The organism is Novosphingobium jiangmenense (assembly GCF_015694345.1).
Taxonomy (GTDB): Bacteria; Pseudomonadota; Alphaproteobacteria; order Sphingomonadales; family Sphingomonadaceae; genus Novosphingobium; species Novosphingobium jiangmenense.
Genome location: NZ_JADQDC010000017.1, coordinates 39,232 through 60,998 on the forward strand (window position 1 = coordinate 39,232; position 21,767 = coordinate 60,998).

The following is a 21,767-nucleotide window of genomic DNA, read 5'->3' on the forward strand; positions in this document are numbered from 1 at the left end:
AAGATTGACACTTCTGCAAGGCGAGGCGTAGTCTCCGGTTCTCGAAGGCCTTGTGCCTCAGCCCGTGAAAGGGGCCGAATGAGAGGGGACGCGATCAGGTTTGACGCTGCTGGCCAGACACTTGGCAGGCAGCCTGCACGTCCGGCGCTTTACACGCCGGAGGAGCGGGAGAGGCGTGATTCGACTCGCTGGACCCTGGTCCAGGGCCTGCTCGCTCCGTTCCAGTTCCTCGTCTTCCTGATCAGCCTCGGCCTCGTGGTTCGCAGCCTTTGGACAGGCGAAGGCGTCATGGCGGCCGACATCTCGGTCGTGGTGAAGACCTTCACGCTCTATGCGATCATGGTCACCGGCTCGATCTGGGAGAAGGTCGTCTTCGGGAAGTGGCTGTTTGCCCGCGCGTTCTTCTGGGAGGACGTGTTCTCGATGCTCGTGATCGCGCTGCACACTGCCTACCTGGTGATGCTGCTGGGCCATTACGGCAGCTTCGAACAGCGGATGCAGATCGCGCTCGCAGGCTATGCCGCCTATGTCATCAACGCTGGACAGTTCCTGCTGAAGCTGCGCGCCGCCCGCCTCGAGGTGGCAGCATGAGCCCCGGCGAGAGCGTCCTCGGCTGTGCCCCTGCAGCACAACCACAGGTGCTGCGCGAACGCGGGCAGCGCGAGGTGTTCTGCGGGCTGACGGGCATCATCTGGATGCATCGCAAGATGCAGGATGCATTCTTCCTCGTCGTCGGATCGCGGACTTGCGCCCATCTGCTGCAGAGCGCGGCGGGCGTGATGATCTTTGCCGAGCCGCGCTTTGCCACCGCGATCATCGAGGAGCGCGATCTGGCCGGGATGGCCGATTGCCAGGACGAGCTTGACCGCATCGTCGACAAGCTGCTGGCGCGGCGGCCGGAGATCCGCACGCTGTTTCTGGTGGGTTCGTGCCCTTCGGAAGTGATCAAGCTGGATCTGGGCAAGGCAGCGCAGCGGCTTGACGGCAAATTTGCCGGCTCCGTGCGCATCCTCAACTATTCGGGCAGCGGGATCGAGACGACCTTTACCGAGGGCGAAGATGCCTGCCTGACCGCGCTGGTGCCGGAAATGCCGTCAGCCGACGCAGGCGAGGCAACCAATCTGCTCATCGTGGGCGCCCTGCCCGACATTGTCGAGGACCAGTTCAAGCGGCTGTTCGACGAGCTTGGCATCGGACCGGTGCATTTCCTGCCCGCCAAGCGCATGGCCGAACTGCCCAAGGTCGGGCCGAACACCGTGTTCCTGCTGGCGCAACCGTTCCTGACCGAGACGACCGGCGCCTTGCAGCGGCGCGGGGCAAAACGCCTCGACGCGCTGTTCCCGTTCGGCGCCGAGGGCACGACCGACTGGCTGCGCGCAGCGGCAGAGTCTTTCGGCATCGACCGCATGCACTTCAACCGCGTGGTGGCTCCCGGCCGCGAGCGAGCCAAGCGCGCGATCGCCCATCGGCGCGAGCGGCTTGAAGGCAAGCGCATCACGTTCCTGCCGGATTCGCAGCTGGAGCTGCCGCTGGCGCGCTTCCTTCACACGGAACTGGGCATGATGCCGGTGGAAGTGGGCACGCCTTACCTCAACCGCGAATTGAACGGGCGCGAGCTGGCGCTCCTGCCGACCTCGACGCGGCTGAGCGAGGGGCAGGACGTTGACCTGCAGCTCGACCGCGTCCGGCTCGACCGCCCGGACCTCACGGTCTGCGGCCTTGGCCTTGCCAATCCGCTGGAGGCCGAAGGGCTTTCGACCAAGTGGGCGATCGAACTGGTGTTCTCGCCCATCCACGGCTTCGAGCAGGCGGGTGACCTCGCCGAGCTCTTCGCGCGGCCCCTGCGCCGTCGCGACATACTGAGGGTATAGGCGATGCAGCTGGCGGTCTGGACATATGAGGGTCCGCCACATGTGGGCGCCATGCGCGTCGCCACTGCGATGCAGGACCTGCACTACGTGCTGCACGCGCCGCAGGGCGATACCTACGCCGATCTGCTGTTCACGATGATCGAACGCCGGGGCAAGCGTCCGCCGGTGACCTATACCACGTTCCAGGCGCGCGATCTGGGCAAGGACACGGCAAGCATCTTCCAGAACGCCGCGCGCGATGCCTACGAGCGGTTTGCCCCCAAGGCCCTGCTGGTGGGCGCATCGTGCACCGCCGAGCTGATCCAGGACGATCCGGCGGGCCTTGCCGAAGCGCTGGAACTGCCCTGCCCGGTCATCCCGCTGGAGCTGCCGAGCTATCAGCGCAAGGAGAACTGGGGCGCGGCGGAGACGTTCTATCGCGTCGTGCGCCAGCTTGTGGACCGCGAGGTTCGCCCTGCCCCGCGTGAAGGTCGCCGTCCGCTCGTCAACCTGCTCGGCCCCTGCGCGCTGGGCTTCCGCCATCGTGATGACGTGGCCGAAGTGCGCAGACTGCTCGATAGCATCGGCATTGACGTCAATTGCGTCGCGCCGCTCGATGCCGCGCCCGACGATATCCGGACGCTGGGCCGGGCCGATTTCAACATCGTGCTCTATCCCGAAGTCGGTGGCGAAGCAGCCCGCTGGCTCGATCAGGCACTGCACCAGCCAGCCATCCGCACGGTGCCGATCGGCGTGGGCGCAACGCGTGAGTTCATCAGGGAAGTGGCCGCGCTCGCAGGCGTGGATGCAAGCGCAGCACTCGACGACGCGACATCGCGGATGCCGTGGTGGAGCCGTTCGGTCGATTCGACCTACCTGACCGGCAAGCGAGTCTTCATCTTCGGCGATGCGACCCATGCCATCACCGCTGCGCGCATTGCCCACGAGGAGCTGGGCTTCGATATCTGCGGGCTCGGTTGCTACAACCGCGAGTTCGCCCGCGAAATGCGAGCTGCCGCCGCACTTTACGACATCGAGCCGCTGATCACCGACGACCATCTTCTGGTCGAGGACGCGATACTCAACGCCTCGCCCGAACTGGTGCTGGGCACGCAGATGGAGCGCCACATCGCCAAGCGCTTCGGCATTCCCTGCGCGGTGATCTCCTCGCCGGTCCACGTGCAGGATTTCCCGGCGCGCCACAGCCCGCAGATGGGCTTCGAAGGCGCCAACGTGATCTTCGATACCTGGGTCCATCCGCTGGTGATGGGTCTTGAGGAACATCTGCTGACGATGTTCCGCGACGACTTCGAGTTTTCGGACGAGGCAGGGCCTTCACACCTGCACGGTGCTGCACGCTCCCACAGGAGCGAGAGCGCGCCGTCCCCGTCCGATGCGCGCGCGGCCGATGTCGCGGACGCCTCCCTCGTTTCCCAAGGTGATCTTGCCGAGGCCCGGCCGGCAGGCACCGCGATCTCGTGGACCGCAGAAGCGGAACAGGAGCTCAGGAAAGTCCCGTTCTTCGTGCGCGGAAAGGTTCGCCGCAACACCGAGGCCTTCGCAGTTTCGCAAGGTCGCGGCGCGGTGGATCTGGCCACGCTCTATGATGCGAAGGCCCATTATGCCCGGTAGCCGCGCCCCCCAGGTCCGTGTCGCGATCGTCACGCTCGACAACCACCTCAAGGCGGGCGTCGAACGCGCCGATGCGCGGCTGCGGCAGGACAACATCAGCGTCACGCTGCACGCCGCGACCGACTGGGACCGCCCGGGAAGCAAGGCGCTGGAGGCGACCAAGGCGGCGATTGCGCAGGCCGACATCGTGATCGTGACGATGCTGTTCCTCGACGATCACATCCGCGCGATCCTGCCGACGCTGGAAGCGCGGCGCGAGGACTGCGACGCGATGGTCTGCCTGATGTCGTCGGGCGACGTGGTGCGGCTGACGCGGATGGGTGGCTATCGCATGGACGCGCCGGCGAAGGGCCCGCTCGCCATGCTCAAGAAGCTGCGCGGATCGGGCAAGTCGGGCGCCAGTTCGGGCGCGGGACAGATGCGCATGTTGCGCCGCCTGCCCAAGATCCTGCGGTTCATTCCCGGCACCGCGCAGGACGTGCGCGCCTATTTCCTGACACTGCAGTACTGGCTGGCGGGTTCTGACGACAACGTGGTGTCGATGGTCCGCGCGCTGATCGACCGTTATGCTGCGGGCGAGCGGTTGACGAGGCGCGGCATGACCAAGGCCGAGGCCCCGCGCGATTATCCCGAAGTGGGCGTCTATCACCCGCGCACCGACCAGAAGCTTTCGGACAGCCTGCGCCTGCTGCCGACCAAGCAGGGTCCGAACGGCACGGTCGGGCTGCTGCTGCTGCGCTCATACCTGATTTCGAAGGATGCCGGGCACTACGACGGCATGATCGCGGCGCTGGAAGCGGCGGGTTTGCGGGTCATTCCGGGCTTTGCCAACGGGCTGGATTCGCGGCCGGTGATCGAGAAGTTCTTCCTCAAGGACGGCGAGCCGGTCGTCGATGCGGTGATTTCGCTGACCGGGTTCTCGCTGGTCGGCGGGCCTGCCTACAACGATGCCAAGGCAGCCGAGGAGATCCTGGCGAAGCTGGATGTGCCCTACGTCGCAGCGCATCCGCTGGAGTTCCAGACGCTGGAGCAGTGGGGCGCATCGCGGCAAGGTCTTCTGGCGCTGGAATCCACCATCATGGTGGCCATTCCCGAGCTTGACGGGGCAACAACGCCGACGGTGTTCGGCGGGCGCTCGGACGGAGCGGGCAAGGCTTGCACGGGTTGCGCCAAGGCCTGCGTGTTCGAGAGCACCGGGCCGGTCAACGCGATGCGCGCCTGCCCCGAACGCGCCGAGGCGCTGGCGGCGAAGGTCGCCAAAATCGTCGCGCTGCGCAAGGTTGAGCGGGCGCGGCGCAAGGTGGCGATCACCATCTTCAACTTCCCGCCGAACTCTGGCGCAACCGGCTCGGCAGCGTTCCTGGCCGTGTTTGAATCGCTGCACGGCACGCTCCAGCGGATGGCGCGCGAGGGCTATCAGGTGGAGGTGCCCGAAAGCGTCGATGCGCTGCGCGATGCGATCCTCAAGGGCAATGCCGAGCGGTTCGGCGCAGATGCCAATGTCTATACCCGCATCGATGCCGACGAGCACGTGCGGCGCGAGCCCTATCTGGCCGAAATCGAGGCGCAATGGGGCCCCGCGCCGGGCAAGATCCAGAGCGACGGTTCGCATGTCCATGTGCTGGGCGCGCGGTTCGGCAACGTGTTCGTGGGCGTGCAGCCGGGGTTCGGTTACGAGGGCGATCCGATGCGCCTGTTGTTCGATGGCGATTTTGCCCCGACGCATGCGTTCTCGGCCTATTACCGCTGGGTGCGCGAAGACTTTGGCGCGGATGCAGTGGTGCATTTCGGCACGCATGGCGCGCTCGAATACATGCCGGGCAAGCAGGTGGGGCTGACCGGCAAGTGCTGGCCCGAGCGTCTGCTGGGCGATCTGCCGAACTTCTACCTGTTCGCTGCCAACAATCCCTCCGAAGGCGTGCTGGCCAAGCGGCGTTCGGGCGCGACGATGCTGAGCTACCTGACGCCGCCGCTGGCGCGCGCGGGGCTTTATCGCGGCTTTGCCGACCTCAAGGCGGGCGTCGAACGCTGGCGGATGACGACCGACGGGGCCGAGCGCGCCGCGCTTGAGGAGCTGATCTGGGACGAGTGCGATGCGCTCGACATCACCGCCGAGAGCGTGCCGGAACTGAGCGCCAACCTCTATGAGCTGGAGCGGACGCTGATCCCGCATGGGCTGCACGTGTTGGGCCAGGCACCCGCGGGCGCAGAGCGCGCGGAGCTGGTCGAGGCCCTGATGGAGGCGGGCGAGACTTCGTCCGAGGCGATCGAGGCTGCGCTGGATTCCTGCGACGAACTGGGCGCGCTGATCCATGCGCTGGACGGCGGCTATGTGCGCCCTGCCCCCGGCGGCGATCTGCTCGCCAATCCCGAAGTGCTGCCGACCGGGCGCAACCTCCACGGTTTCGACCCCTTCCGCCTGCCGACGCGCTTTGCCTGCGAGCAGGGCAAGCTGCAGGCGCAGCGGCTGCTGGCGCGCCATGCCGCCAACGGGGATGCCGCGCCGGAAAGCCTCGCCATGGTGCTGTGGGGCACCGACAACATGAAGAGCGAGGGCGCGCAGATCGCGCAGGTGCTTTCGCTGATGGGCGCGCGGCCGCGAATGGACAGCTATGGCCGCCTTGCCGGGGCCGAACTGATCCCGCTGGAGGAACTGGGCCGCCCGCGCATCGACGTGGTGGTGACGCTTTCCGGCATCTTCCGCGACCTGCTGCCGCTGCAGACGCGGATGCTGGCCGAGGCGGCGCTGCTCGCTGCCAATGCCGACGAGCCGCTGACGATGAACTTCGTGCGCAAGCACAGCCTTTCGCACATGAGCGAGCATGGCTGCGACATGGAAACCGCCGCGCTGCGCGTGTTCTCCAATGCCGAAGGAGCCTATGGCGCGAACGTCAACCAGCTGATCGAGGGCGGCGTCTGGGCCGATCCGGACGAGTTGGCCAACGCCTTCGAGACGCGCAAGGGCTATGCCTATGGCGTCAAGGGGACGCCGGTGGCGCAGCGCGACCTCCTGCGCAGCGCGCTCAAGGACGTCGATTTCGTCTACCAGAATCTCGAGAGCGTCGAGGTCGGGATTACCGATCTCGACCAGTACGTCGACAGCCTCGGCGGAGTCAGCCGGTCGATCGCGCGGGCCAAGGGCGTGGAAGCGCCGGTCTACATCGTCGATGCGACGGTGGGCGAGGCCAAGGTGCGCACGCTGGCCGAACAGATCGACCTGGAGACGCGGACGCGGACGCTCAATCCCAAGTGGTTCGAGGGCATGCTCAAACATGGCTTCGAAGGCGTGCGCAACATCGAGCAGCACGTGACCAATACGGTGGGGTGGTCGGCGACGACCGGCCAGGTGGCGCCGTGGGTCTACCAGAAGATCAGCGAGACTTTCGTGCTCGACCCGGCAATGCGCGAGCGGCTTTCGCAGCTCAACCCGACCAGTTCGGCGCGGGTGGCGAACCGCCTGCTCGAAGCCTGCGAGCGGCGCCTGTGGGAACCCGACGACGATACGCTCGAAGCGCTGCGCATGGCCAGCGACGAGCTTGAGGACAGGCTGGAAGGCGTGTTCGTGGGGAACACCCCTTCCACCATCACTTCCGCAATTGCGGCGGAATAGGAGTTTGCGATGAACCTGCTCGACCCCAGAGCCCGTTTCAGCCAGCCGGACGGCGAAGGATCGGTGCAGGTCTCGTTGGACCCGCGCGACGAGATCAAGGGCGCGAAAGTCTTTGCCGTCTATGGCAAGGGCGGGATCGGCAAGTCGACGACATCGTCGAACCTGTCCGCCGCCTTTTCCAAGCTCGGCCATCGCGTGCTGCAGATCGGCTGCGACCCGAAGCACGATTCCACCTTCACGCTCACCAAGAAGCTGATGCCAACGGTGATCGACGTGCTGGAAAGCGTCGAGTTCCATTCCGAGGAACTGCGGCCCGAGGACTACATGTTCGAAGGCTACAACGGGGTGATGTGCGTGGAGGCCGGTGGACCTCCGGCGGGCACCGGCTGCGGCGGCTATGTCGTCGGGCAGACGGTCAAGCTGCTCAAGCAGCACCACCTGCTGGAAGATACCGATGTGGTGATCTTCGACGTGCTGGGCGACGTGGTGTGCGGCGGCTTTGCTGCACCGCTGCAGCATGCCGAGCGCGCGCTGGTTGTTGCGGCGAACGATTTTGACTCGATCTTCGCGATGAACCGCATCGTTGCGGCGATCGGTGCGAAGGCGAAGAACTACAACGTGCGACTGGCAGGCGTGATCGCCAACCGCTCTGCCGCGACCGACGAGATCGACCGCTTCAGTGAAGCCATCGGCATGAAGCGCCTGGCGCACTTCCGCGATGTCGATGCGATCCGCCGCAGCCGCCTCAAGAAGTGCACGCTGTTCGAGATGGAGCCCTCGCCCGAAGTGATTGCTGCACAGCAGGAATACCTGCGGCTTGCACAAATGCTGTGGGACGGCGTCGATCCCGTGGCCGCCAGCCCGATGAAGGACCGCGATATCTTCGACTTTCTGGGGTACGAATGATGGCCACGCAATTTGCCCCCAACCGCTATGACAGTCAGCGAGAGAAGCTGGCGGCCTACTTCGATGGCACCGCGCAGAAGGCGTGGATCGACCTGACCTCGACCGCCAAGGTCAGCGGCATCCGTGCAACAGTACGGGCCGGACGCGATGCGATGCGCGCGCAATTGCTGGGCTGGCTTCCCGAAGACCTGCGGCGGCGCGACGTGCTGGACGCCGGGTGCGGCACCGGCAGCCTGAGCGTGGAAGCGGCCTGCCGCGGCGCGGTGGTGACGGCCATCGACGTGGCGCAGGGGCTGGTTGACATCGCCGCCGAGCGGGCACCGTCATACCTCGGCCATGGGCGCATCCAGTGGCGCGTGGGCGACATGCTCGATCCGGCGCTCGGGTCATTTGACCATGTCGTGGCGATGGATTCGCTGATCCACTACACGCTGCCGGACATGGTCTGGGCGCTTTCTGCGCTGACCCGCCGCTGCACCGGTTCGATCCTCTTCACCTTCGCGCCATACACCCCGCTGCTCGGCGCGATGCACACGGTGGGCAAGGTGTTCCCCCGTTCCGACCGTTCGCCCGCGATCGTGCCGATTGCCGAGAGTGAACTGCGTGCGGCGCTGAGCCAGTTCGATGGCTGGGAAGTGCGCCGTTCGGGCCGGATTTCGAGCGGCTTCTACAAGAGCCACGCAATGGAGCTGGTGAAGATCTGATGGCGCAGCGGCAGGCCCTTTCCGCGAAGTGGAGCAAGGTGGCGCTCACCTGGCTGCCGTTCGCCGATGCGGCCAGTGCCGAGATCCCGCTGTCGCGCCTGCTGCGCCTGTCGCTTTTCCAGGTGAGCGTGGGCATGATGACAGTGCTGCTCAACGGCACGCTCAACCGCGTGATGATCGTGGAACTGGGCATTCCGGCGTGGCTGGTTTCGCTGATGATCGCAATTCCGCTGCTGGCGGCGCCGTTCCGTGCGCTGATCGGGCACAAGTCCGACGTGCATCGTTCGGTGCTGGGCTGGCGGCGGGTGCCGTTTATCTGGTTTGGCACGCTGATGCAGTTCGGCGGCCTGGCGATCATGCCCTTCGCACTGCTGCTGATGGCGCGGCCCGAGTTGTTCGCGATCGGCGTTGCGGCGAGCGCGCTGGCGTTCCTGCTGGCAGGCTTCGGCATGCATACGACGCAGACGGCGGGCCTTGCCCTGACCGGTGACCTCGTGGACGACGAGCGCCGTCCGCGTGCTGTTGCGCTGCTCTATCTGGCGCTGCTGGCCGGCATGATGATCGCAGCCCTGGTGATCGGCGGGCTGCTGGCGCATTTCACACCGACGCGTCTGGTGCAGGTGATCCAGGGTTCGGCGATCCTGACGTTCTTCCTCAACGTGATTGCGCTGTGGAAGCAGGAAGCGCGCAGTGCCGCGATTGCATCGGCAGAAACGCCGCGCCCCGCCTTTACAGAGGTGTGGCAGAGCTTCGTTGCCGAGCCGATAACGATGCGGCTGCTGGTGGCGGTCGGCCTCGGGGCCACGGCGTTCTCCATGCAGGATGCGCTGCTCGAACCTTACGGCGGCGAGATTCTGGGCCTCTCCGTCGGTGCAACGACCTTCCTCACCGGAGGGTGGTCGCTGGGCGCACTGGTCGGCTTCACGCTTTCGGGCCGCTGGCTGTCGCGCGGGATGGACGCGCTGCGGATTGCCGGGTTCGGCGCAGTGATCGGGGTTGCCGCGTTCATGCTGGTGATCTTTGCCGCGCCCTTGGGCAGTCCGACCGCACTGCTGGCTGGCGCGACCGGCATCGGCGCGGGCGCCGGGCTGTTCCTCGTCGGCACGCTGACCACAGCGATGACACTCGCGACCGAGAAGACATCAGGCCTTGCGCTGGGCGCATGGGGTGCGGTGCAGACCACCTTTGCCGGCCTTGCCATCGCGATGGGCGGGGTGCTGCGCGACCTGGTTTCGAGCCTGGCGGTCTCGGACGAACTGGGCCTGACGCTGGCCAACCGGGCGACCGGCTATGCCACGATCTACATCATCGAAATCTGCCTGCTGCTGGCCACACTCGTCGTGCTGGGCCCGCTCGTAGGCCAGACCCCGGCGGCGATCCGGCGGGAAGGACGAAGCTTCGGACTGACGGAATTCCCCACATGAGCAGCAGGGGTCAAAGGAACGCGAAGAGGACACGCACATGAACTACGGCAATATCGTCGGCACGATCGATGCCGCACAGATCGCAATGATCACATTCATCGGCTTCTTCATCGCGCTGGTCTTCTGGCTGCGCCGCGAAGATCGCCGCGAGGGCTATCCGCTTGAGGATGCGCTGACCGGCCGGACGCTGGCCGAGGGCGGGCCGCTTTCGGCAGCAGCTCCCAAGACTTTCATCCTGCCCTTCGACAAGGGCACGGTATCGGTTCCCAACGGCAGCCGTGACGACTTCGAGGTCAAGGCAAAGCGCCGCGAGAACTTTGGCGGAGCGCCGCTCTCGCCCGTTGGCGACGTGTTCGAAGCAGGGGTCGGCCCCGGCTCCTACGCCAACCGCGCCAAGTGGCCCGACATCGACGCCAACGGCAACCCGCGCATCGTGCCGATGGGCGTGGTGCCCGAGATCAGCGTGGCCTCGGCCAGCACCGATCCGCGCGGCCTTCCGGTCTATGGCGCAGACGGTGCCAAGGCTGGCGTCGTGTCCGACCTGTGGGTCGACCGGGCCGAGCACATGGTGCGCTACCTTGCCGTCGACACCGGCGGCAAGACCGTCCTCGCCCCGATGGCAATGGCCGCGGTCAGGAAGAACGCGGTGATCATCAGCGCGATCAACGCCGCCGACTTCGCCGGAGCCCCCTTCCCCTCAAATCCCGGCGAGATCACCCGCTACGAGGAAGAGCGGACCGTGGCCTACTTCGGCACCGGCTATCTCTATGCCAACGAAAACCGCCTGGAACCGCTGATATGAGCGAGTACGACCACGAGCCGATCCGCGGGCTGCCGGGCGATCTGCCCGCTGGTGAAAGCATCCTGTGGCAGGGTTCGCCGGACTGGCGGACTTTCGCCCGCAGCGCTTTGCACACCCGCTGGGTGAGCGGCTATTTCGCGGCGCTGGCACTGCTGGGTCTGGCAACCGGCAAGCTGTTCGGTGCTGGTGCAGCGGTGGTCGGCGGGGCGCTCACGCAAGGGCTGCTGGCGGTGTTCTCGATCGCCGTGGCGCGGACCACGGTCTACACGATCACCAACCGCCGCGTGGTGCTGCGCATCGGCGTGGCTCTGAACAAGTGCGTGAACCTGCCGCTGGCGCTGATCGGATCGGCGGACCTGCGGCCGCAAGGTGGCGGGCATGGCGACATTGCCTTGACGCTGGTCGGTCGTCATCGCCTCGGCTTCGCCATGCTCTGGCCGCATGCCCGGCCCTGGCGGTTGGGCCAGCCGAGTCCGATGCTGCGTGCCCTGCCCGATGCAGAAGTTGCGGCAAAGGTTCTGGCAAAGGCTTGCGCCGCTGTGGTGCCGAACGAAGCCGCGGCGGTGCGGACCAAGGCCGCGCCCGTGCGCGACCATGGCCTGCAGGGAGCAGCGGCATGAGTCTTGTCCATGACCACGAAAACACCGTCCCTCGCCCGGCGCTGATGCTGGCAGGCGCGCTGGTGGCGACGACGCTGGCGCTGACCGCGCTGGTCCGCGTCGGCGTGCTCGAGCGCGAGGCCGTGCCGGCCGCGTCGCGTGCGCGGGACAACGTGGCGGCGCTGGAAGTGCGGCACCTCGCTTTCGAGGACCGGGCGGACGGTGCGGTCGTGGTCAAGGACGCAGATGCAGGTTCGACGCTCGCCGTGATGATCGGCGAGAACGATGGTGGCGGGTTCGTGCGCGGCGTGATGCGCGGCATGGCTCGCGAACGGAAGATGAAGGGGATCGGCCCAGCGGCTCCCTTCGAACTGACGCAGTGGGAGAACGGATCGCTCTCGCTGCGCGACCCGGCGACGGGGCGTGCGATCGAGCTTGGCTCGTTCGGCGCGACCAACCGGGCCGCCTTTGCCAGGTTCCTGAGCGGAACCCCGGCAAAGGGCAATCAGGCATGATCCGCGCCCGCGCCTTCGATGTGCCCTGCCGCGTGGCGGTGGAGCAGAGCGAGGCGCATTTCCACGCGCATGTCGAGCTGGCGGGCAACCTGACCGTCGAGCCCGGCGACAAGGTTCGCGTCCATGGCGAACCGATCCGCGTGGCCTTTGGGCAAAGCGCCGTGTTCGAGCGGACGGCAACCGTCGTTCGTGCAGGCCCCCTCCTACGGGGCTGGATGCGGCTTGTCGCCTACCTTGGCCTGACCGAGCTTTACGAGGTCAGCTTCAATCCTGGGAGCCTGAGATGAACGCGATCACACTCGAACGTCCTGTGGCAGCGCCGGAGCGCGCGCCCAAGCCAGACGTGCACAAGATGGTGCAGCATGAAACCGTGCTGAGCCCGCGCTTTTACACCACCGACTTTGCCGCGCTCGATTCCATCGACGTCTCGCTGGTGCGCGAGGAGTGGGACGAACTGATGGCCGAAATGGTCAGCGATCCCAACAAGAAGCACTTCAAGCGCCAGGAAAGCTTTGCCGGGGTGATCGAGGGGCTGGAGCCCGAACTGAGGGCCGAGTTCATCGACTTTCTGGTAAGTTCGCTGACCTCGGAGTTTTCGGGCTGCATCCTCTATGCCGAGATGGCGCGGCGCACGAAGAACCCCGACATGAAGCTGCTGTTCAAGCTGCTGGCGCGCGATGAAAGCCGCCATGCCGGGTTCATCAATGAATCGTTGAAAGATGCGGGCATCGGCATCGATCTGGGCTTCCTGACCAAGGCCAAGAAATACCATTACTTCAAGCCGAAGTTCATCTTCTACTCGGTCTACCTGTCCGAGAAGATCGGCTATGCGCGCTATATCGCGATCTATCGCCAGCTGGCCGCGCACCCGGAACTGCGCTTCCATCCGATCTTCAACTGGTTCGAAAGCTGGTGCAACGACGAGTTCCGCCACGGCGAGGCCTTCGCGCTGCTGCTGCGCGCCGACCCCAAGCTGCTGACCGGCATGAACAAGCTGTGGGTGCGGTTCTTCCTGCTTGCGGTCTATTCGACGATGTACGTTCGCGACCATGCACGCCCGGTGTTCCACAAGGCGCTCGGGCTCGATCCCGAGACCTACGACTACCGGGTGTTCGAGATCTGCACCGCGATCAGCCGTCAGGTCTTCCCGGTCGAGCTCGACACTGACGATCCGCGCTTCCGCCGCGCGATGAAGCGCCTGCTTGTGGCGAGCCAGAGGATCGATGCGGGCAAGAAGCGTGGTGGTCTTTCGGGCGCCCTGATGCGCGCATCAGGTGCGCTGGGCGCGGCTGCGAACTTCGCGCGGATGTATCTGCTGCGCCCCCGCCGCAACGAGCTGCCTGCCACCGTGCGGATGCAGCCCGCGTGGTAAGCTGGACCGGCCACGTCCTGCCGGTGATCGCCACGATCGTGGTCTGGTTCCTTGCGACCGGTCTGATCGCATGGGCGGACAACCGCGAACGCCGCACTTTCCCGCGCAGCCTGATGCTGGCGGGGATTGCGGGCGTTGGCGGGCTGGCGGTGGTGGCCTGGTCGATGAACAAGCCGACGCTGACAGGGGTCTATGCCGCGTTCGCCGGGGCGATCCTGATCTGGTCGTGGCACGAGATCACGTTCCTGACGGGGGCGATCACCGGGCCTCGTCGCGAGCCCTGCCCCGAGGGAGCGCAGGGGATCGAGCGCTTCTTCCATGCCGTCAGCGCGGTGGCTTGGCACGAGATTGCGCTGGCATTGAGCGCGATCGGGCTCATTTCCGTGAGCTGGAACGCGGCCAACCAGATTGGCGCGATGACCTTCACGCTACTCTTGGCGATGCGGCTTTCGACCAAGCTGGTGATCTTCTTCGGCGTGCCGAACATGAGCACCGAGATCTTCCCGCCGCACCTTGCCTACCTCAAGACCTACTTCGGCCCACGCCGCTTGGGGTTCGAACTTTTTCTAGCGATTGCAGCGACTTCCGCGCTTGCAGCGTGGCTCGGTTTGAGCGCGATCAATGCGCCCGAGGGCAGTGCCAGTGCATCAGGCGCCAGCCTGCTCTTCGCGCTCGCCGCTCTGGGCGCACTCGAACACCTGTTTCTGGCCCTGCCGATCCGCGACGGGGCACTGTGGGGGTGGGCACTGCCTACGCGCCGCCCCGCCAATTGATGCGACAAGCCGTACTCTAACGAGAACACACGAAGAGGACCGACGACATGGATTACGAAGCCTACTTCCAGGGGGAACTGGACGCGGTCCGGGGTGAAGGGCGCTATCGGATCTTTACCGAGATCGAGCGCAAGTGCGGCAACTTCCCGCACGCCACGCGCTATGTCGACGATCGGACCGAGCAGGTCACGGTGTGGTGCTCGAACGATTACCTTGGCATGGGCCAGCACCCGGCCGTGCTCGAAGCCATGCACAACACGCTCGACGAATGCGGTGCGGGCGCGGGCGGCACGCGCAACATTTCGGGCACGAACCATCACCACGTGCTGCTCGAACAGGAACTGGCCGACCTGCACGGCAAGGAAGCGGCGTTGCTGTTCACCTCGGGCTATGTCTCGAACTGGGCGGGCCTCGGCACCCTTGCCGCGAAGATCCCGGGCTGCGTGGTGTTCTCGGACGCGCTCAACCACGCCTCGATGATCGAGGGCATCCGCCATTCGCGCGCAACCTGCCGGGTATGGCGGCACAACGACGTGGCCCATCTCGACGAACTGCTGTCCGAATATGGTCCCGACGTGCCCAAGCTGGTGGCGTTCGAGAGCGTCTATTCGATGGACGGCGACATCGGCCCGATCGCCGAAATCCTCGACGTCTGCGAAAAACACGGCGCCATGAGCTACATCGACGAAGTTCACGCGGTGGGCCTCTACGGTCCGCGCGGCGGCGGCGTCGCCGAACGCGAAGGCCTGATGGACCGCATCACCGTGATAGAAGGCACGCTGGGCAAGGCGTTCGGCGTGATGGGCGGCTATATCGCCGCATCCGAAGCGCTGTGCGACTTCATCCGCACATTCGCCAGCGGGTTCATCTTCACGACCGCTCTGCCGCCCGCCCTCGCTGCGGGCGCCGCTGCCAGCATCCGTCACCTCAAAGCGAGCGAGATGGAGCGGGCGCGGCACAAGGAGCGCGTGGCGACGGTGCGCCGCCGGCTTGACGCGATCGGCATTCCGCACCTGCCCAATCCTAGCCACATCATCCCGGTGATGGTGGGCGACCCGCACAAGTGCAAGCGCATCAGCGACTGGCTGATGGACAACCACGGCATCTACGTGCAGCCGATCAACTACCCGACCGTGCCGCGCGGCACCGAACGCCTGCGCATCACGCCATCGCCGGTGCACAGCGATGGCGACGTCGACAAGCTGATCCATGCGCTGAGCGACATCTGGTCGCAGTGCGAACTGGCGCGTCGTTCGGCTGCAGCCTGACCTGCGAACATCAAAAAAGGGGCGCGGACTTCAACGGTCCACGCCCCTTTTTTTGCAGTGACCGATCAGGCCGCCAGGCTCAGTTTGGCGCCTTGAGGTAGGCGATCACGTCTGCACGGTCCTGTGCCTTGGGCAGACCGGCGAACGACATCTTGGTGCCCGGCACCACGCGCTGCGGCTTTTCGAGGTACTGGAACAGCTTTTCGGCAGTCCAGGTAATGCCGCTGTTCTTGTTTGCGGCAGAATAGCTGTAGCCCGCTTCCGAACCGGCCTTGCGGCCGACGACGCCAGCGAGCGACGGACCGATCATGTTCTTGCCGGCCTCGATGGCATGGCAAGCCTTGCACTGCGTGAAGATGGTCTTGCCATGCGCCGCATCGCCGGTGAGCGAGGCCAGCGTGGCACCATCGAGCGTATCGGTTGAATCGGCCGTCGGAGCGGCAGCACTTGCGGTTGGCGCGGGCGCCGCAGCCGCAGTGGTCTCGGCGGGCTTTGCCGCAGAATCGGCCGCGGTCTTGTCAGCACTGCCCCCGCCACCGCAAGACGCGAGGAGCAGGGTCGCCGAGGTAAGCGCAAGATATTGAAAAGCTTGCTTCATATGCATCCACCCTTGTTCCGTATCGAAGCGCATCTGGATCGAACGGTGGGAGAGTAAAACACGGCATCCACGTGCGTGCAACACGGCATTTCGGGCTGAAACCAAGCCGGAAGAGCGGTCGGAAACGGGGAACCGGCCAGCCATTCGCAATGGTTGCCAACGGCCCGCCAGAGTCTATCCATGTCGCATGGCCAAAGGCGTGTTCATCCACCGATCGGATTCGATTTACGATGACAGTCCTGCCGAGCGTTACCAGTTTCCCAAGCAGTATCTGCGCCGTGCCAGCGAATGTATCGGTGACTGGGTCATCTATCTCGAACCGTCGAAGATACGTTCCAGCCGTGGTTACTTTGCGGCGGCAAAGATCGAGCGCATCGTTCCCGATCCCTCATTCGCCGGGATGTATCTGGCGCTGATAGAGCCAGGAACGTATCTCGATTTTCCCAATCCGGTTCCTTTCAATGGCGCGTCGGGGATCGTGGAGCGAGGCGTGCTCAACGATGGCGGCAAGATTTCCGGACGGGCGCAATCGGCAGTTCGCCCACTGTCGATCCAGGATTTCAACCGGATAGTCGATTTGGGCCTGGCAGAGAGCGCCGACTTTCTTCCGCGTACCGGCGATGCGGACATGGCAACCATTCGGCGCGAGGGCCGGCTGCAGGATACGCAAGTGCCGTTCCAGCATGAGGTCGAGCGTGACAGGATCGACTATCTCGGCTCACGAGCAGTCAGAGACCGGATGTTCCGGCGGCGTATTCTCGCGGCCTACGACTCGCGGTGCGCAATAACGGGCCTGAGGCTGATAAACGGCGGCGGTCGTGCCGAAGTGGAGGCAGCGCACATCCGACCTGTCGAGCACGGCGGCCCCGACATTGCCTCAAATGGCCTTGCGCTTTCTGGAACAGTGCACTGGATGTTCGATCGCGGCTTGGTGAGCTTGACGGACGATCTGGAAATCCTGGTGAGCCGTCAGGCCAACGACCCCGACAGCATCCGATCCCTGATCAATCGCAGCGGCCATGCACTACCACCGATCCGCCCACTGGACCGGCCACATCCGGCCTTCCTCGCATGGCATCGGCAACACTGCTTCAAGGCGTGAAGCAATAGCCGAATACTGTGATGTTCGAGAGAGAATGGTGCCGCTTACGTGACTCGAACACGTGACCCCATCATTACGAATGATGTGCTCTACCAACTGAGCTAAAGCGGCGTGCCTCTTGGGCAGGGGCGCCGTTTAGCCAGCAGTGGGGGGCGAGGCAACCCTTTTTCGGTGCGTGGGGAGCAATGTTTCAGGGAGCGATCCCGGTGCTCCAATCGCTCACGGCCGAGACCATGGCATTGGCGATCAGCGCAACGTCATCTTCGTCGGCAATCAAGGGCGGCGTGGTGTAAAGAATGTCGCGGAAGGGGCGGAGCCAGACGCCATTGGCGATGCAACTGGCCGAGAGCAGATCAGCTGGTGCGGGGCGATCGAGCTGGATAACGCCGATGGCGCCGCGCACCCGGACGTCCTTCACGCCGGGCAACCCGCGAGCAGGCTCGAGCAGCGTGCGGAGTTGCGCGCCGATCGCCTGGGTCTGGGCCAGACGCGGCTCGCTTTCGAACAGGTCGAGCGAGGCGTTGGCCGCCGCGCAGCCCATGGCGTTGCCCATGTAGGTGGGCCCATGCATCAGCGCATGCATCGGATCGTCGGACAGGAAACCTTCATGGATCCGCCGCGAGGCGATGGTAGCGGCAAGTGGCAGCGTGCCTCCGGTAAGAGCCTTCGAAAGGGTGACGATGTCGGGTTGCACGCCGGCGATCTGGCAGGCGAACATGGCATCGCCCAAGCGACCGAGGCCGACGAAGATTTCATCGAAAATGAGCAGGAGATCGTGGGCATCGGCCAGTCGCCGCAGCGCCTGCAGCGTGAAGGGATCGTGGAACACCATGCCCCCCGCGCCCTGCACCAGCGGCTCGACGACGATGCCGGCGAGGCCCGTGCCATGCTGTTCGAGCAGCCGGGAAAGCGCGGCTTCATCCTCGGCCGTGCGCGGCAGGTCGACCACGATCTGTTCGAGCAGTGCGCCCTTGAACAGGCTGTGCATGCCCTCGTCGGGGTCGCACACGCTCATCGTCGCGAACGTGTCGCCGTGGTAACCGCCGCGGAAGCAGAGGAACTTTACCCGGCGCTGGCCAAGGTTCAGCCAGAATTGCGCGGCCATCTTCATCGCGACTTCGACTGCAACCGATCCGGAATCGCTGAAAAAGACGTGGTCGAGATCGCCCGGCAGCAAGCCGGCCAGCCGCCGGGCCAAGGTATAGGCCTGTTCGTGCGCAAGGCCACCGAGCATCACGTGCGGCAGGGTTTCGAGTTGGCGGGCGACGGCCTGCTCTATGTGCGGATGGCGGTAGCCGTGAACGCAGGCCCACCAGCTGGAGATGCCGTCGACCAGTTCACGGCCATCGGTCAGCGTCAGCCGGGTGCCGCGCGCGGATGCCACCGGCAGCGGGGGCCGCACCGTTTTCATCTGAGTATAGGGCAGCCAGACGTGCTCGCGGCCCTTGGTGTACCACTCGGGTGCGGTCATCGCTGTGCTGTCCTCGATCGTCAGGCCTTGCGGCGGGGAGATGCCCGGAACGACCATCGGCCCAGGCTCTCCCACGGGCCGCCGAGATAGCGATGGAGCGCAATTCCTGCAAAGGCAAAGCGGCGACCGCGCAGGTCTGCTGCCAGAGCGTCCTGCAAGGCACGGGCTGCGGGGCGCGCAACCTTGTTCTGGATGGTCACGTGGAGACGCGGCGCCTGCTGGTCCTGCGCGCTGAGCATGCCATGGAAATGCTCGGCAATTTCGCTGTACAGGGCCAGCATCTCGGGACATTCGATGCGCAGCGCAGTGCCGCTTCCGAGGTCCATCACGCCGGACAGTGTCGCTTCAAGCGGTGGCGTCATCGCAGCAAGGCGAGAAAGGCGTTCGCGCACCTCGTCCTCAAGTCGCCCGGGAAGCGCATGAAAGAGGGTGACGTGGGCAGAAAGCTGATTGCGTTCAGGCGGATAGTGTTCGCGGCGGAGGCGATCTGCCCAGGCCTGAAGGTCAGGCGGCAGCAGCGCGGTCACGATCAGCGGGGGGAGGCCGGAGGGAAGCGTCACGCCATCTGCCTGCGCAGTATCCTGCCCGAATTCAAGCGAAACAGGGAAAGCGGGAACATTCGGCAAAGCCATGGCAGCGGCATGCGTCCACTGTCCGGCACAGCCGGAATGTTCCCCGGATACCGGAGGAGCAAGCTCCTCCCGTGCCTCCATGGTAAAGCCTAGGCGCGAAGAATCGATAATGGAAGAAGGTGTCCAGCACGGCTGACACCACCGCGCTGGCGGCGCTAGAGTTCGCCGCGCGCCTTTCGGAGGGCGAACCATTTGGCAACATTGGCATTATGCTGCTGCAACGTGTCGGCAAAGACGTGCCCGCCGGTGCCGTCAGCCACCATGAATAAAGCATCCGTTTCGGCGGGATCGAGCACGGCGGCGATCGAATCACGGCCCGGATTGGTGATTGGCCCTGCTGGCAGGCCGACCATCGTGTAAGTATTGTAGCCGTTGACCGCCTGGATTTCGGATTGGCGGATGCGGCGGCCCAGCGGCTTGCCCTTGGTGATCGGGTAGATGATCGTCGGATCTGCCTGGAGCAGCATGCCCTTGCGCAACCGGTTGGAATAGAGACCGGCGACCATGCGCCGCTCCTCGGGCTTGCCGGTTTCCTTCTCGACGATCGAGGCAAGGATAAGCGCTTCCTGCGGAGTCTTGGCGACAGTGCGGGGACTGCGCTTGGCCCAGAGTTCGGCGAGAGTCTTGTCCATCGCCGCTTGCATGCGCTTCAGTACCGCCGCGCGCGGCTCGCCCTTCTGCCAATCATAGCTGTCGGGCAGGACGGAACCTTCCTCGGGAGCCGAAATCGCGCCGGTAAGGTCCTTGTTGGCTGACAAACGCTCGGCCACGAGGATCGAGGGCATACCTTCGGGGATGGTGATCAGACGGCGGATGACCTTGTCGCCCTTGAGGATTTCAAGGACCGTCGCCTCACTGGCGCCCTTCGGAATCAGGAACGAGCCCGCCTTGATGTCGGTGCCGCCGCCCAGCAGCTTCGCGCGCAGCTTGAACAGCGTGGCCGAACCGATCGCGCCCTCAGCCTGCAGGTCATCGGCGAGCAGGCTCAGGCCTTCACCCTCGCCGACATCGAATTCGAGCTGCTTTTCGAGCGGGCCGGACGCATACCAGCCGCCGACCAGCCACGCGGCGGCGGCCAGCAGGACGAAGGCTGCCGCGAGCAGCGGCAGCCCTGATCGACGACGGCGGGCCATCGCTTGCGTCCTTAGTCTTCGATCGCCTTGACAATCACGCTGGCGTTGGTGCCGCCAAAGCCGAACGAGTTGTTCAGCGCCGCGCGGACCCTCCGCTGGCGGGCCTTGAGCGGCACGAGGTCGACACCCTCGGTGCCTTCGTCGGGATTGTGCAGGTTGAGCGTCGGCGGCACGATCTGGTCGCGGATGGCGAGGATGCAGAAGATCGTCTCGACCGCGCCAGCACCGCCGAGCAAGTGGCCGATGGCCGACTTGGTGCTGCTCATCGATGCGCCCGAAAGGTCATCGCCCAGCACACGCTTGACGGCAGCGAGTTCGATGGTGTCAGCCATGGTCGACGTGCCATGGGCATTCACATAGTCGATGTCGCCAGGCTCCATGCCGGCCTTGCGCATGGCCATGCGCATGGCGAGTTCGGCGCCCTTGCCTTCCGGGTGCGGCGCGGTGACGTGATAGGCATCGCCCGACAGGCCATAGCCGACGACTTCGGCATAGATCTTCGCGCCGCGCGCCTTGGCGTGTTCGTACTCCTCGAGCACGACGACGCCAGCGCCCTCGCCCATCACGAAGCCATCGCGGTCCTTGTCGTAAGGACGGCTCGCTTCTTCAGGACGGTCGTTGTAGCTGCAGTTGAGCGCGCGGGCCTGGGCGAAACCGGCGACGCCCAGCGGATTGATCGTGCTTTCCGCGCCGCCTGCCAGCATCACGTCGGCATCGCCGTCCTTGATCATGCGTGCAGCGTCGCCGATCGAGTGGGCGCCAGTCGAGCAGGCGGTGACGACGGCGTGGTTCGGGCCCATCAGGCCGTACTTGATCGAGACCTGGCCGGAGATCAGATTGATCAGACGGCCATGGACGAAGTGCGGAGAGACGCGACCGGGGCCCTTCTCGTGCAGGACGATCGATTCGCTCTCGATGCCCGGCAGCCCGCCGATGCCCGAACCGATCGAACAGCCGGTGCGCATCTTGAGATCGTCGTCCATGTCGGCAAGGCCAGCGTCTTCGAGCGCCTGACCGGCGGCGTCGATACCGAAGACGATGAAGGGATCGACCTGGCGCTGGATCTTGTGATCGACGCGCTTGCCGGCATCGAAGCCGTACTCGTGGTCAGCCGGCTTCACCTCGCAGGCGATCTTGCACTTCTGGTCGCTGGTGTCGAACTTCGTGATCAGGCCCGCCCCGCTCTTGCCGGCGAGCAGGTTCTTCCACACGGTTTCCACGTCCGCGCCCAGCGGGGTGACGAGGCCAAGTCCGGTTACGACGACACGACGCATTGAAATCTCCGGAAAATAAGCAAACAGGCCCAGCCCCTGAAATAGGGCTGAGCCTGCCGAAGTCCTCCCCTGCCCGGCGTTATGCGCCTTGGCAGCCCTTCG

The 21,767-nt window shown here is 65.3% G+C and carries 20 protein-coding genes and 1 tRNA gene; 15 read left to right on the forward strand and 6 right to left on the reverse strand.

Features of this window, described 5'->3' with window-relative positions; genetic code table 11:
* Positions 1-78 precede the first annotated feature (78 nt).
* From bchF to hemA, 14 genes are read left to right on the forward strand one after another with little or no spacing between them, the layout of a single operon-like run.
* A complete protein-coding gene (gene bchF / locus I2488_RS17980) occupies positions 79-591 on the forward strand; it encodes a 2-vinyl bacteriochlorophyllide hydratase (RefSeq protein ID WP_196277166.1) in 513 nt (170 codons plus the stop codon).
* The gene (locus tag I2488_RS17985; protein ID WP_196277167.1) at positions 588-1,871 is read left to right on the forward strand and encodes a ferredoxin:protochlorophyllide reductase (ATP-dependent) subunit N; all 1,284 of its coding nucleotides are present in this window, start codon (positions 588-590) and stop codon (positions 1,869-1,871) included. The genes bchF and I2488_RS17985 overlap by 4 nt, the downstream gene beginning before the upstream one ends.
* Positions 1,872-1,874: 3 nt before the next feature.
* Positions 1,875-3,482 carry a ferredoxin:protochlorophyllide reductase (ATP-dependent) subunit B gene (bchB, locus tag I2488_RS17990; protein ID WP_196277168.1) on the forward strand — a complete coding sequence of 536 codons (1,608 nt, stop codon included), beginning with the start codon at positions 1,875-1,877 and terminating at the stop codon, positions 3,480-3,482.
* Entirely contained in the window at positions 3,472-7,092 is a 3,621-nt protein-coding gene (locus tag I2488_RS17995) for a magnesium chelatase subunit H (RefSeq protein WP_196277169.1), read from the forward strand. The genes bchB and I2488_RS17995 overlap by 11 nt, the downstream gene beginning before the upstream one ends.
* 9 nt (positions 7,093-7,101) lie before the next feature.
* Positions 7,102-7,998, forward strand: a complete 897-nt coding sequence (gene bchL, locus I2488_RS18000) for a ferredoxin:protochlorophyllide reductase (ATP-dependent) iron-sulfur ATP-binding protein (RefSeq protein ID WP_196277170.1) — start codon at positions 7,102-7,104, stop codon at positions 7,996-7,998.
* Positions 7,998-8,702 (forward strand): magnesium protoporphyrin IX methyltransferase, encoded by a 705-nt coding sequence (bchM, locus tag I2488_RS18005; RefSeq protein ID WP_196277171.1) that lies wholly within the window; start codon positions 7,998-8,000, stop codon positions 8,700-8,702. The genes bchL and bchM overlap by 1 nt, the downstream gene beginning before the upstream one ends.
* Positions 8,702-10,126 carry a BCD family MFS transporter gene (locus I2488_RS18010; protein ID WP_196277172.1) on the forward strand — a complete coding sequence of 475 codons (1,425 nt, stop codon included), beginning with the start codon at positions 8,702-8,704 and terminating at the stop codon, positions 10,124-10,126. Before bchM ends, I2488_RS18010 begins: the two co-directional genes overlap by 1 nt.
* A 37-nt stretch (positions 10,127-10,163) precedes the next feature.
* On the forward strand, positions 10,164-10,928 hold the full coding sequence (puhA, locus tag I2488_RS18015) for a photosynthetic reaction center subunit H (RefSeq protein WP_196277173.1): 765 nt from the start codon (positions 10,164-10,166) through the stop codon (positions 10,926-10,928).
* A complete protein-coding gene (puhB, locus tag I2488_RS18020) occupies positions 10,925-11,548 on the forward strand; it encodes a photosynthetic complex putative assembly protein PuhB (RefSeq protein WP_196277174.1) in 624 nt (207 codons plus the stop codon). Before puhA ends, puhB begins: the two co-directional genes overlap by 4 nt.
* Positions 11,545-12,042, forward strand: coding sequence for a photosynthetic complex assembly protein PuhC (gene puhC, locus I2488_RS18025; RefSeq protein WP_196277175.1), 498 nt, complete (start codon positions 11,545-11,547; stop codon positions 12,040-12,042). Before puhB ends, puhC begins: the two co-directional genes overlap by 4 nt.
* A complete protein-coding gene (locus I2488_RS18030) occupies positions 12,039-12,329 on the forward strand; it encodes a hypothetical protein (protein WP_196277176.1) in 291 nt (96 codons plus the stop codon). The genes puhC and I2488_RS18030 overlap by 4 nt, the downstream gene beginning before the upstream one ends.
* Positions 12,326-13,414 (forward strand): magnesium-protoporphyrin IX monomethyl ester (oxidative) cyclase, encoded by a 1,089-nt coding sequence (gene acsF / locus I2488_RS18035; RefSeq protein WP_196277177.1) that lies wholly within the window; start codon positions 12,326-12,328, stop codon positions 13,412-13,414. The genes I2488_RS18030 and acsF overlap by 4 nt, the downstream gene beginning before the upstream one ends.
* Positions 13,408-14,187 carry a putative photosynthetic complex assembly protein PuhE gene (gene puhE, locus I2488_RS18040; protein WP_196277178.1) on the forward strand — a complete coding sequence of 260 codons (780 nt, stop codon included), beginning with the start codon at positions 13,408-13,410 and terminating at the stop codon, positions 14,185-14,187. The genes acsF and puhE overlap by 7 nt, the downstream gene beginning before the upstream one ends.
* 47 nt (positions 14,188-14,234) lie before the next feature.
* Positions 14,235-15,455 carry a 5-aminolevulinate synthase gene (hemA, locus tag I2488_RS18045; RefSeq protein WP_196277179.1) on the forward strand — a complete coding sequence of 407 codons (1,221 nt, stop codon included), beginning with the start codon at positions 14,235-14,237 and terminating at the stop codon, positions 15,453-15,455.
* Between the two features lie 79 nt (positions 15,456-15,534).
* On the opposite strand, the gene I2488_RS18050 is transcribed toward hemA, so the two are convergent.
* The gene (locus I2488_RS18050; protein ID WP_196277180.1) at positions 15,535-16,053 is read right to left on the reverse strand and encodes a c-type cytochrome; all 519 of its coding nucleotides are present in this window, start codon (positions 16,051-16,053) and stop codon (positions 15,535-15,537) included.
* Positions 16,054-16,240: 187 nt separating this feature from the next.
* Here I2488_RS18050 and I2488_RS18055 point away from each other — a divergent pair, with 187 nt between their 5' ends.
* Positions 16,241-17,155: an HNH endonuclease gene (locus I2488_RS18055; protein ID WP_196277181.1), complete on the forward strand. Its 915-nt coding sequence runs from the start codon at positions 16,241-16,243 to the stop codon at positions 17,153-17,155.
* 35 nt (positions 17,156-17,190) lie between these two features.
* On the opposite strand, the gene I2488_RS18060 is transcribed toward I2488_RS18055, so the two are convergent.
* The 5 genes from I2488_RS18060 to fabF form a co-directional block, all read right to left on the reverse strand.
* Positions 17,191-17,266, reverse strand: a tRNA-Thr gene (locus I2488_RS18060).
* 79 nt (positions 17,267-17,345) lie between these two features.
* Positions 17,346-18,701, reverse strand: a complete 1,356-nt coding sequence (locus I2488_RS18065) for an adenosylmethionine--8-amino-7-oxononanoate transaminase (protein ID WP_343071113.1) — start codon at positions 18,699-18,701, stop codon at positions 17,346-17,348.
* Positions 18,647-19,186 carry a 2'-5' RNA ligase family protein gene (locus I2488_RS18070; RefSeq protein WP_343071114.1) on the reverse strand — a complete coding sequence of 180 codons (540 nt, stop codon included), beginning with the start codon at positions 19,184-19,186 and terminating at the stop codon, positions 18,647-18,649. Before I2488_RS18070 ends, I2488_RS18065 begins: the two co-directional genes overlap by 55 nt.
* Positions 19,187-19,413: 227 nt before the next feature.
* Positions 19,414-20,391 carry an endolytic transglycosylase MltG gene (gene mltG, locus I2488_RS18075; protein WP_196277183.1) on the reverse strand — a complete coding sequence of 326 codons (978 nt, stop codon included), beginning with the start codon at positions 20,389-20,391 and terminating at the stop codon, positions 19,414-19,416.
* Between the two features lie 11 nt (positions 20,392-20,402).
* Complete coding sequence (gene fabF, locus I2488_RS18080) at positions 20,403-21,665, reverse strand: beta-ketoacyl-ACP synthase II (protein ID WP_196277184.1); 1,263 nt, start codon at positions 21,663-21,665, stop codon at positions 20,403-20,405.
* Positions 21,666-21,767: the final 102 nt, after the last annotated feature.